Annotated in this window: 10 protein-coding genes; 8 read left to right on the top strand and 2 right to left on the bottom strand. The window is 40.0% G+C overall.

Annotation, left to right across the window (positions count from 1 at the left end; all coding sequences use genetic code 11):
• Nucleotides 1-49: 49 nt before the first annotated feature.
• Nucleotides 50-583, bottom strand: a complete 534-nt coding sequence (locus OK344_RS09910) for a plastocyanin/azurin family copper-binding protein (RefSeq protein WP_265144642.1) — start codon at nucleotides 581-583, stop codon at nucleotides 50-52.
• Between the two features lie 199 nt (nucleotides 584-782).
• On the opposite strand from OK344_RS09910, the gene OK344_RS09905 reads away from it, so the two are divergent.
• The 8 genes from OK344_RS09905 to OK344_RS09870 all read left to right on the top strand — a co-directional run bounded on the left by OK344_RS09905 (nucleotide 783) and on the right by OK344_RS09870 (nucleotide 8,975).
• Nucleotides 783-1,400 (top strand): helix-turn-helix transcriptional regulator, encoded by a 618-nt coding sequence (locus OK344_RS09905; protein WP_265144641.1) that lies wholly within the window; start codon nucleotides 783-785, stop codon nucleotides 1,398-1,400.
• A gap of 558 nt (nucleotides 1,401-1,958) precedes the next feature.
• Nucleotides 1,959-2,558: a DUF2911 domain-containing protein gene (locus OK344_RS09900; protein ID WP_265144640.1), complete on the top strand. Its 600-nt coding sequence runs from the start codon at nucleotides 1,959-1,961 to the stop codon at nucleotides 2,556-2,558.
• A 13-nt stretch (nucleotides 2,559-2,571) separates the two neighbouring features.
• On the top strand, nucleotides 2,572-3,003 hold the full coding sequence (locus tag OK344_RS09895; RefSeq protein ID WP_265144639.1) for a lipocalin family protein: 432 nt from the start codon (nucleotides 2,572-2,574) through the stop codon (nucleotides 3,001-3,003).
• 114 nt (nucleotides 3,004-3,117) lie between these two features.
• Nucleotides 3,118-4,161: a bifunctional transcriptional activator/DNA repair enzyme AdaA gene (locus OK344_RS09890; RefSeq protein WP_306400487.1), complete on the top strand. Its 1,044-nt coding sequence runs from the start codon at nucleotides 3,118-3,120 to the stop codon at nucleotides 4,159-4,161.
• A gap of 60 nt (nucleotides 4,162-4,221) precedes the next feature.
• Nucleotides 4,222-5,301 (top strand): GNAT family N-acetyltransferase, encoded by a 1,080-nt coding sequence (locus OK344_RS09885; RefSeq protein WP_306400486.1) that lies wholly within the window; start codon nucleotides 4,222-4,224, stop codon nucleotides 5,299-5,301.
• Nucleotides 5,302-5,699: 398 nt separating this feature from the next.
• Nucleotides 5,700-7,250: an L-piperidine-6-carboxylate dehydrogenase gene (gene amaB / locus OK344_RS09880; protein ID WP_265144638.1), complete on the top strand. Its 1,551-nt coding sequence runs from the start codon at nucleotides 5,700-5,702 to the stop codon at nucleotides 7,248-7,250.
• A 53-nt stretch (nucleotides 7,251-7,303) separates the two neighbouring features.
• The gene (lat, locus tag OK344_RS09875) at nucleotides 7,304-8,635 is read left to right on the top strand and encodes an L-lysine 6-transaminase (protein WP_265144637.1); all 1,332 of its coding nucleotides are present in this window, start codon (nucleotides 7,304-7,306) and stop codon (nucleotides 8,633-8,635) included.
• A gap of 88 nt (nucleotides 8,636-8,723) precedes the next feature.
• Nucleotides 8,724-8,975 (top strand): DUF2007 domain-containing protein, encoded by a 252-nt coding sequence (locus tag OK344_RS09870; protein WP_088468988.1) that lies wholly within the window; start codon nucleotides 8,724-8,726, stop codon nucleotides 8,973-8,975.
• Between the two features lie 98 nt (nucleotides 8,976-9,073).
• Here OK344_RS09870 and OK344_RS09865 read toward each other — a convergent pair whose 3' ends face one another.
• Nucleotides 9,074-10,708 (bottom strand): helix-turn-helix domain-containing protein, encoded by a 1,635-nt coding sequence (locus tag OK344_RS09865; RefSeq protein WP_265144636.1) that lies wholly within the window; start codon nucleotides 10,706-10,708, stop codon nucleotides 9,074-9,076.
• Between the last annotated feature and the right edge of the window lie 156 nt (nucleotides 10,709-10,864).

Genomic DNA, 10,864 nt, shown 5'->3' with positions numbered 1-10,864 from the left:
GTAGGGAAGGGTTTTGATATAGAATTTTTAATTCTTTAGAATACGGCTGTTATTCTACAATCAGTTTGCCGTTCATCATTGCGGCGTGTCCCGGGAATGAGCAAATAAAATCATAACTGCCTACTTCAGGCGCCGTAAACTCAATCGTCACGCTTTCTCCGCCACCGATGGTTTTGGTATGTGCAATAACTTCGGGTAACAAACTTTCAGGAACTTCAAAATCAGGCGCTTTTCCTTCCTGTACGGCTTTGGTGGCAAACGCGGTAACATCAGTACCTTGTTTCAGCAATACAAAATTATGCCCCATCGAAGATTTTGGCAGTTTCCCCACATGGTGTAAGGTAAGACGGATGAGTTTCCCTGCCGGAACTTTAATTTCGCTCTTATCGAATTTCATCGCGTCTTCAGCATTCAGGGCGACTTCGATGGTATCCTGATCCTGTGCGGCGGCAGGTTGCTCTGCTGGGGTTACGGTTTCGGTTTCAGCAGTTGTACTTACCTGCTCTTCGGTTTTATTCTGTCCGCAGGCGACCATCATCATCCCTGCAATTGCTGTTACTGAGAGTTGTTTTAATTTTTTCATACTCATAAAAGTTTAAAAGTTTATATTTCTGATTAATATGCAGTTCAAAGATACCTTAAACAAGATAATAAAACAAAAAAAAACTTGTTTTAATACATAGGATTTTTATCATGTTTGTCAATTTTTTATTTGAATAGGTTATGGTTGCTTAAGATTGATTATCTTTGCCCTTCATAATTTAACAAGTATTTTGAATGAAATGAAGAAAAGTGTGACCGATCGTATTTTAATGATTTTAAAGGGGCGCGGCGAGATTTCTGTAGCAGTTTTGGCTATGGAACTGGGAATAACCAAAGAGGGTGCCCGGTTACATCTCCTGAAACTTACAGAAATGGATTTGGTGAAAAGCATCCAGAAAAATGAAGGCGTAGGCAGGCCGGTTACTTATTATTCTTTATCTCAGAAAGGACTTTCAAAATTTCCCAATACCCATGCCACGGTAACGGTAGAACTGCTGCGTTCTGTAAAAAAACTGTTGGGTGAAAATGCGGTAGATTTAATGATCAATGATCGTGAAAACCAGGTTTACCAACGGTATGAACAGCAAATACAGCACAGCAAAACCATGGAAGAACGGCTGGAGCATCTCAGCAAAATACGTTCAGAAGAAGGGTATATGGCGGAATGGAAGGCCGAAAACGGGGAATACTTTTTTATAGAGAACCATTGCCCGATTGGTGCGGCTGCTGCAGAATGTCACGGGTTTTGCGATGCCGAATTATCAAATTTCAGAAAGTTGATTGGCACCGGATTTCAAATGGAAAGGGTACAGCATATTCGGTCCGGGGAACATCGCTGCATCTACAAAATTTCTTAAATAACGGAACATTTACAAAACCTGTTAATCATTCTTTGTAACAGGTTTTTTTTATGACCATAAAAGTGAATCCGGAAAAATTGAACCGGACATGAAAAAAGACTGGTCTGCTCAGGGTTTTCAAAAACCACTGTGAAAAACCTGTTTCGGTTCATGAGTTTTAAAATGGAACAGAATTTAAATCAAGAGCTGTTTATACAAAAACGCGTCCGTATTGGGCGCGTTTGTTGGTTACGAAGTCTGATAAGTCCGCATGAAGTTCCGTAAATAATGCTTTGATATGTTTCAAAAAAACTTTTAAAACATCGTTAAAATTTTACAATATTGTAATAAACATATTGCGATGAAAAAAGCAGAACAAATCTCTGTAGAATACGACATGTTTCCCACGCAGAAGCCCTTACGGTAGTGTAACCGGAAACTGTTAAAAAGGAATATACCGAATTCCTGAAACCGGTTTAAGGAAAAATGAATAAATATTTGTTGACCCTACGACAAGCTTTTAAAGATATGTTTTCGTTTACCGATAATTTTCTATCTTTAAAAAAAATTATAAGAATGAAAAAACTATTGATTGCAGCTTTTATTTCCTCAACCTTTTTTGCCTATGCTCAGCACACGCTTCCGGCTGCCAGTCCGAGACAAACGGTGGAACAGCAGTTTTCTACCACTAAAATTTCAGTGGATTACGGAAGACCCGGAGTAAAAGGGCGGAAGATTTTCGGTGATCTTGTACCCTATAATAAGGTGTGGAGAGCCGGTGCCAATGGCGCGACTAAAATTACCTTTGGGCAGGCAGTAAATTTCGGAGGAAAAACAGTGCCCGCAGGATCTTACGGTTTGTTTGTAATTCCGGCAGAGAAGGAGTGGAAAGTCATCCTGAACAAAGATGCCCTGCAGTGGGGAGCCTACGCCTACGACGAAAAACTTAATGTAACCGACATTACCGTGCCCGTACAGAAATTGTCGGAAAAGCAGGAGTGGTTCGGCATCGAACTTAATCCTGTGGACGATAATGCAATGGATATGGTGGTGAAATGGGACCAGACCAAAGTGACCGTTCCCGTAAAAGCTGCAAATCCTGAGACCGTTACCAAAGTGGTTGAAAAGCTGAAAGAAATCCGCCAGATCGAACGTGACGCTGCGGCAAAGAAATAATTAGTAAATAAATATGAAGAAAATTTTAAACTGGGGTTTGTTGGTTGTATTGATGATGATTTTCGCCATTTCATGTTCCACCCAGATGACAACATTAGAGAACGGAAAGAAAATCGATAACCGCTTGGTTGGCGTTTGGTCCGGCTCTGAAAAAGATCAGCAGATTGACGGCGTGTCGAAAAAATGGGATATGACACGGAATGCAGACGGCACTTTCATTTTAGACTTTGTTTTTACCCAAAACGGCAGAACCCAGGAAACCCAGGAAACCGGAAACTGGTGGATCGAAGGAAATAAATTCTACGAATATCATGAAGAATCAGGGAAAACAGATGTGTATACCTATTCTGTGCTCAATGAAAACCAGATAAAATTCAAATCCCAAAGTATCAGTGTCGGAATGAACAACGACTCTTATGAGTTTACGGACACCCGCAGGAAATAAACTGAATGTCTAAATCTTTTGAGACATTTTTTTTATTCAGTACCAAAAAATACCTGTCAATTTTTCGGTTGTAAAGTTTTATATACCGACCTAAATTTGCTATAAATTTACAAAATGGAACTTTCTAACGTAATAATGTATCAGGCTTCTGTCGACAAAAACCCCGAATTCCAAGGCGTTTTCTGGATGGGCGTGAAAACCACCGGGATTTTCTGTCGGCCTACCTGCACGGCACGCAAACCGAAGTTTGAAAATGTGGAATTTTTCACCAACACCAAAGATGCCATCCTGAAAGGATACCGGCCCTGCAAAGTCTGCAAACCACTTGCAAATCCCAACGAAACTCCTGAAGGAATTCAGCATTTGCTGAACGAACTGGAGGCGGATCCTTCTCTGAAATTCAGGGATTACGATCTGGTGAAAAGAGGTCTGGAACCCGCAACCGTACGCCGGTGGTTCATGAAGAATCACGGCATTACATTTCATGCCTTCCAAAGGATGTTTAAGCTGAATTCAGCTTTTAAGAAACTGAATTTGGGCGGGAATGTGACCGACACAGCCTTCGAAAGCGGTTATGAGAGCCTGAGTGGTTTTAATGAAAGTTTTAAAAATATCTTTGGCGTTTCACCAAAGCAGTCGAAAAGTGAAAAAGTGGTGGATTTAAAAAGAATCGAAACACCGCTCGGAACCATGATCGCCTGCGCTGATGAACACGGAATCTGTATGCTTGAATTTTCCGACAGGAAAGCACTGCCCACGGAACTTAAAGAGATTTCGAAACATTTTAATGCCAACATTATTCAGGGTGAAAATCAGCACTTCAAAACTTTAGAAAAAGAACTTGCTGAATATTTCGAAGGAACACGCAAGGATTTTACTGTTCCTCTATCACCCGTGGGGACTGATTTTCAGAAAAGTGTTTGGGAAGTCCTTCGTAAAATCCCCTACGGAACAACGAGAAGTTACCAGGAACAGGCGAATATTCTGGGTAATCCCAAAGCGGTGAGGGCCGTGGCAAATGCCAATGGTCTCAACAAAATTTCCATCATCATCCCTTGCCACCGAGTCATCGGCATCAACGGAACGCTCACCGGATACGGCGGTGGAATCTGGCGCAAACAGAAACTGCTGGAGTTAGAAAAATCGATTCTTTTTTAAAGGTCATTTATTTTAACGGAAGGTAATAATTCTTAAAATTTTTATCTTTGAAAAAAAGCTATGGAAAACTTTCTGCAACCCACTTTAGAAAATAGTGAAGTAAAATTGGTTCCTCTTCAGGAAGGTGATTTTGAACGGCTTTATAAGGTGGCCTCAGATCCGGAAATCTGGGCACAGCATCCGAACAAAAACCGGTGCGAAAGGGAACCGTTCCGTAATTTCTTTGAAGGAGCGATGATGTCGGGTGGGGCATTTCTTATTCTTGATAAAGAAAGTGGGGAAGTGGCCGGTAGTACACGGTTTTATGAGTATAGTGAAGAGGAACGTTCAGTTTTTATAGGCTATACTTTTTACGGAACGAAATTTTGGGGTTCCAAACTCAATCCTCAGGCCAAGAAACTGATGCTTGATTATATTTTCCAGTATGTAGATTTGGTAAAATTTCATGTCGGGGCTGAAAACCGGCGCTCCCGCAAGGCTATGGAAAGACTGGGCGCAGAACTGAAAGGTGAAATTGTAGTCGCTTACCACGGCGAACCGGACCGGAATAATGTGGAATACTGGATTACCAGAAAAGCTTGGATTACGCAGAACACCACCCAATCTGTGGTACATCATCAGCAAACAATGAATTCAGAAATCAATTTCCGGAAGGCGACACCTGAAGATGCAGGGCAAATATGGCAGATCCTTCAGCAGGCTATTGTGCGGCGGAAAAATGACGGATCGCGGCAGTGGCAGGACGGCTATCCCAATCCCGAAACGGTGGAGCGCGATATTGCGCACGGAATCGGATATGTACTTACGGAGAACAATGCGGTTGTGGCGTATGCCGCGGTAATTTATAATGACGAACCTGCTTACGAAGCTATTGAAGGCAAGTGGCTTTCAGACGCTGATTTCAATGTGGTACACCGTGTTGCGGTGTCTGATGAGGCTGCCGGAAAAGGCATTGCAACGGAGATTTTCAGAAGGATTGAAGAATACTCCCGTCAGAACGGTGTTTTCAGTATAAAAGTTGATACGAATTTCGATAATACGGCGATGCTTAGGATTCTTGAAAAGCTCGGATACACGTATTGCGGTGAAGTTTATTTCCGTGGTTCGGCGCGCAGGGCTTTTGAGAAAATTTTAAGCTAATATTCCCGTTTCAGATTCTGTTTTTATATTTTAACGGAGCTGTTAAACAGATTTCCTTTATCTAAGATCTGGATAAATTTATTTTGAAGCGCATTCCTGAAACATTTCGGCACCGAAATAAAAGACAAAAAGCCACACAATTCCCTTGAGGGTAAAAAATATTAAACCGCCGATTCCGACACGCTTAAACCATAATTTAAATTTAGAACTTCCGTTGTTTCCAGGTTGCCGATTTTCCATATTAACAATTTGAGCAAAAATAAACATTTTCTTTGCCACCTGTTCAAGACATGGTACTGAGTTAAATCAGATTCATTGGTATTCCTGATTAAAATTGTTAAAAGTTTTTCAGATTTAGCTAAAAACCCTATCTTTAAAGGCAACTCAAATTAATATTTATGTCCAGTAAAACCACCGATTACGGTATTGAAAAATCACTTGAAAACTTAGGAATATCTCAGCAGAATAACGGCGTCTCTTCCGGCGGCAGCTACTTTGCCTCTGGGGATATGCTCGAAAGTTACTCTCCTACAGACGGAAAACTTATCGCAGAAATAAAAACCGCAAGTGCGGAAGATTATACCAAAGTCATCGAAACTGCGAAGGCTGCCTATAAGGAATTCCGCATGATTCCGTCACCCAAAAGGGGCGAACTGGTACGTCAGTTTGGTCTTAAACTCCGTGAGTATAAGGATGATCTCGGAAAGTTGGTTTCTTATGAAATGGGAAAATCTCTGCAGGAAGGTTTAGGCGAAGTTCAGGAAATGATCGATATCTGCGATTTCGCGGTTGGTTTATCCAGACAGCTTCACGGTTACACCATGCACAGCGAAAGACCGGGCCACCGAATGTACGAGCAGTATCATCCGCTGGGAATTGTCGGGATAATTTCCGCTTTCAACTTTCCGGTAGCAGTTTGGTCCTGGAATACAGCGCTTTCGTGGATCTGCGGGAACGTAACCGTGTGGAAGCCTTCAGAAAAAACACCGCTCTGCGCCATCGCCTGCCAGAATATTATTTCTGAGGTTTTAAGGGAAAATAACCTTCTGGAAGGAATTTCATCGATGATCGTAGGCGATCATAAAATTGGTGAACAGCTCGTAAATGATAAAAATATCGCCCTCGTTTCTTTTACAGGTTCTACGCGCGTAGGACGTATCGTTGGAAAGAATGTGGCAGAAAGATTCGGCAAATCAATCCTTGAATTGGGAGGTAACAATGCCATCATCATTACCGAAAATGCCGATCTGGATATGTCGGTAATCGGGGCTGTTTTCGGTGCTGTGGGAACTGCCGGACAGCGATGCACCTCTACAAGACGTTTGATTATTCACGAATCGGTGTATGATGAAGTGAAAAACCGTTTGGTGAAAGCTTACGGACAGCTTAAAATCGGCAATCCACTCGATGAAAACAATCATGTAGGACCGCTGATTGATAAAGATGCTGTTGCACAATATCTCAACTCCATTGAAAAATGTAAGAAAGAAGGCGGAACATTCGCGGTAGAAGGCGGGCTGTTGGAAGGCGAAGATTATAGCTCCGGCTGTTATGTAAAACCGTGCATCGCTGAAGTTGAAAATTCTTATGAAATCGTGCAGCACGAAACTTTCGCACCAATTTTATACCTTATTAAATACAAAACACTTGATGAAGCCATCGCTTTACAGAACGATGTTCCGCAGGGATTAAGTTCTGCAATCATGACGCAGAATCTCCGCGAAGCTGAACTTTTCCTTTCCCAGGCAGGATCCGACTGTGGAATTGCAAACGTAAACATCGGGACCTCCGGCGCTGAAATCGGCGGTGCTTTCGGTGGTGAAAAAGAAACAGGTGGCGGCCGCGAATCCGGTTCGGATGTATGGAAATATTACATGCGCCGCCAGACCAACACCATTAATTATACCACCAGTCTGCCGCTTGCACAGGGAATTAAGTTCGATCTTTAAAACCGACGCAATTAAAATTTTAACCTTAACCAACACTAAATCACAGTATTAATATGAACGCAATTGCACCTCAACCGCAAATAACAAATAAAGTAAAGGAAACGCTTTCGAAACACATGCTCGCCGACGGTTTCGATTTTGTAATGGACATCGAAAAATCTCACGGAAGCTGGATTCATGACCGGAATACAGGAAAGGAATATCTCGATATGTTCTCGATGTTCGGGTCGGCGTCGATTGGGTACAACCACCCTTATCTTGTTGAAAAATCTGCCTGGCTCGGCAAAATGGCGGTAAACAAACCAACTTTGGCTGATGTTTATTCCCAGGAGTTTGCAGATTTCATGGAGGTATTCTCAAGAGTTGCTATTCCTGAAGAACTTCAGTACACCTTTTTTATTGAAGGCGGAACCATGGCAGTAGAAAATGCAATGAAAGCCTGCTTCGACTGGAAAACGAGAAAAAACTTCGAAAAAGGGCTGGACACTGAAGCCGGAATATGCATCCATTTCAAGCAGGCATTTCACGGCAGAAGCGGTTATACTTTAAGTTTGACCAATACTTCAGACCCAAGAAAATATCAGTATTTTCCGAAGTTTAACTGGCCGAGAATCCTTAATCCACATCTGAATTTCCCCATTACCGAAGAAAATTTAGAGGAAACTATTAAGCATGAACAACTGGCTCTGCTGCATATTCAGGAAGCCATCCTCAGCAATCCTGATCAGGTGGCTTGTATTATTATTGAGCCGATTCAGGCTGAAGGTGGTGATCATCATTTCCGGGATGAATTTTTCCAGGGTTTAAGAAATCTCTGCGACGAGAATGAAATTCTGCTGATTTTCGATGAGGTGCAAACGGGTATCGGCATTACAGGAAAAATGTGGGCGTTCCAGCATTTCACTGCGAAACCTGATATTATTTCTTTCGGAAAGAAAACCCAAGTTTGTGGTGTTTTGGCGAACAAGGAAAAATTTGATGAAATTCCGAACAACGTTTTCAGAGAAAGCTCCCGCATCAATTCAACCTTTGGCGGTAATTTCGTGGACATGATGCGCTTCAAGCTGACCATGGAAGTTATTGAAAGAGAAAATCTTGTAGAAAACGCAAAAGTGGTAGGCGAGTATCTTCTGGAAGGACTTAAAAAACTTCAGCAGCAGTTCCCGGATAAAATTTCGGCTGCGAGAGGCCGCGGTTTGATGTGTGCCATCAATCTGCCGGATGGTGCTGCACGTGACAGAATGCGCGAAATACTGTATGATGACGGTTTAATTATACTGGCTTGTGGAGACCAATCGATACGGTTCCGTCCGCATCTTAATGTGACTAAGGAAGAAATCCAGATTGCGCTTGATAAAATTGCGGCCAGCGTAAATAAAATATAATCTTAGGTACTGAATAATAAATTTAATAAAAACTTAACATTCTCTTTAAGAAATTTTAGTTATATTTATTGCTCTAAATGAAGAGATTATGGAAAGAGAAACAAGAGTATCGGTGTTTGAAAGCGAGAGTCCATCAGAAATTCAACTGGTAAAATCCCGTTTGGATGCGGCCAAAATCGTTTCGTTTTTAAACGATAAATACATGTCATTTACGACTACACCTACGGCGAACACCATAAAATTAATGGTAAACCTGAAGGATGAACAGAGAGCATTTAAAATTATTGATGCATTTATTAAAGAATCAGATTTAGACCTTACTGCTAACCTTAAAAATTGATTTTATAATTTTAAATTTTACGTTTTACAGAAAACGGCACCAAATTAATTTGGCGCCGTTTTTTTTGTTTTCAATTTTTTGAACTTTAATACAGGAATTTACATTTTTTCTTTCATCATTTTGATAAAGACAGAAGGTTTCAGATCGAATTTCCTGCGGAAATTGTCGGAAAAATTGTCGGTACTCGAGAATCCTGCGATCGCAGCAAGCTCTTTTACATCGAGATTAATATATTTCACATCATTTTTCAGACGGTCAATAATATAATCTAACCGAAGATCATTGATGTAAAGCGTGAAGTTTTTGCCTTTGTAGGTATTGATGATTTTGGAGAAGTAAGTTGAATTGGTGCCTAATTCTTCACTCAGCGTTTTTTGCGAAATCTGTGGATCAAGAAACTTTTCTTCTTTTTCGAAGGTTTCAAGCTGCTTTAAAATGTTTTCAACAAAAATGGGGTTCAGACCCGAAATTTTATTGTAGAAATCGTAATCGAATTTTGGTGTGTTGGCTATACCATTTTCGTATGTTATAACATTTTCAGTATGATCGTTATTACTGTTCTGGCGGGCGATAATTTCTTCAAACCTCTTTTTATAATTTTGTTTTTCCCGGTAAATCCTGAATCCGAAAAATAGAAATGCAGTAAGCAGGGATAAAAATATGGCTGCGAAGATAATTCTCTGTTTCTGAAGTGTATTTTCGATTCTGTTTTTTTCGGCGACTAATTTTTTGGTGTCGTATTCTTTTACAATTCTTTGGTAGAGGTATTTATAATTTTTTTCGTAGGACCGGTCCAGGAACATCAGTTTGTTGATATATTCCAGCTGTTTTTTTGTGTCGCCGGTGGAGTTGTAGTATTTAATGAGAATCTCGTAGGCTGACCTGAATTGTGGATCCAGCTTTTTTGTTTTTTCGTAATGCTTATCGATTTCCTCTAAATATTTAATGGCCAGCCGCTCTTTGCCAATATGCCAGTAAGAAAGTCCTAAATAAAAAACTTCAGTATTATGAGTCCACTGGTCATTATATAATCTGATCGCTTCTGATAATTTGGAAATTGCAGTGCTATAATCTTTAGAATAATATGCATTGGTACCTTCAGAAGAAATAAAATAGGGGAGATATTGATCAAGCTTATTCAGTTTTATATAGTCGAAAGCTTCTTTTAAAAGTATTTTGTTTTCAGCAAATTGTCCAAGTTTTGTATTAGAATCTATAAGGCTCATTAACGAATAGATGTAATACATTTCATAGTTTTTTCCCAATGAGGATTTATTATGCAAGTTTGCTTTAAAAAATTTAAGACATATTAGAAGTTCTTTTTTAGCGTCTTCGTATTGGCCCAGATAAATTTTGTTTTGTGCAATATAATAAATGGTTTTATTAAATATATACTCATTCCCCGATTCTTGGGAAAGTTTATTCGCAATTAATATATCATCCAATGCTTTTTCATAGAATTCTTCAGCCATATTGATATTTCCATGATTGAGGTAACCATCGATAATTATTTTTTTTATTTCAGATTTTTTAGCTGTTTTTAAGGCACTGTCTGCATATTTTATATTTGAAGGATAATTGCTCGCCATACTTGCATAGCGGTACGCATAAAATAACGCCTCATTGTTTTGTTCTTTCTTGGATTTAGAAATATAGAAATTGATAAGTTCCCACATTTGTGCAGGATTACCACTGTTTTCATCGATCCTTTTTTCAATTTCCTCGTTGCTCAAATTAGATTTTGAGATATTTTGCGCAGAAAAATGCGAAAAAATAATTGCGGTAAAAAGAAAAATAGTTGCGAAGATGTTTTTCAACTGCATGAAACCTTACTAATTGATTAATAGTGATATATGTTTATTGCTGAACGAATTCTTTACAATAATACT

This window comes from Kaistella yananensis (assembly GCF_026107505.2).
Classification (GTDB): Bacteria; Bacteroidota; Bacteroidia; order Flavobacteriales; family Weeksellaceae; genus Kaistella; species Kaistella yananensis.
This window is presented reverse-complemented; position numbering and strand designations above follow the sequence as displayed.

Coding starts and splice junctions, on each gene's coding strand:
- OK344_RS09910 (WP_265144642.1), bottom strand. CDS start 583: ATGAAAAAATTAAAACAACTCTCAGTAACAGCAATTGCAGGGATGATG.
- OK344_RS09905 (WP_265144641.1), top strand. CDS start 783: ATGAAGAAAAGTGTGACCGATCGTATTTTAATGATTTTAAAGGGGCGC.
- OK344_RS09900 (WP_265144640.1), top strand. CDS start 1,959: ATGAAAAAACTATTGATTGCAGCTTTTATTTCCTCAACCTTTTTTGCC.
- OK344_RS09895 (WP_265144639.1), top strand. CDS start 2,572: ATGAAGAAAATTTTAAACTGGGGTTTGTTGGTTGTATTGATGATGATT.
- OK344_RS09890 (WP_306400487.1), top strand. CDS start 3,118: ATGGAACTTTCTAACGTAATAATGTATCAGGCTTCTGTCGACAAAAAC.
- OK344_RS09885 (WP_306400486.1), top strand. CDS start 4,222: ATGGAAAACTTTCTGCAACCCACTTTAGAAAATAGTGAAGTAAAATTG.
- amaB (WP_265144638.1), top strand. CDS start 5,700: ATGTCCAGTAAAACCACCGATTACGGTATTGAAAAATCACTTGAAAAC.
- lat (WP_265144637.1), top strand. CDS start 7,304: ATGAACGCAATTGCACCTCAACCGCAAATAACAAATAAAGTAAAGGAA.
- OK344_RS09870 (WP_088468988.1), top strand. CDS start 8,724: ATGGAAAGAGAAACAAGAGTATCGGTGTTTGAAAGCGAGAGTCCATCA.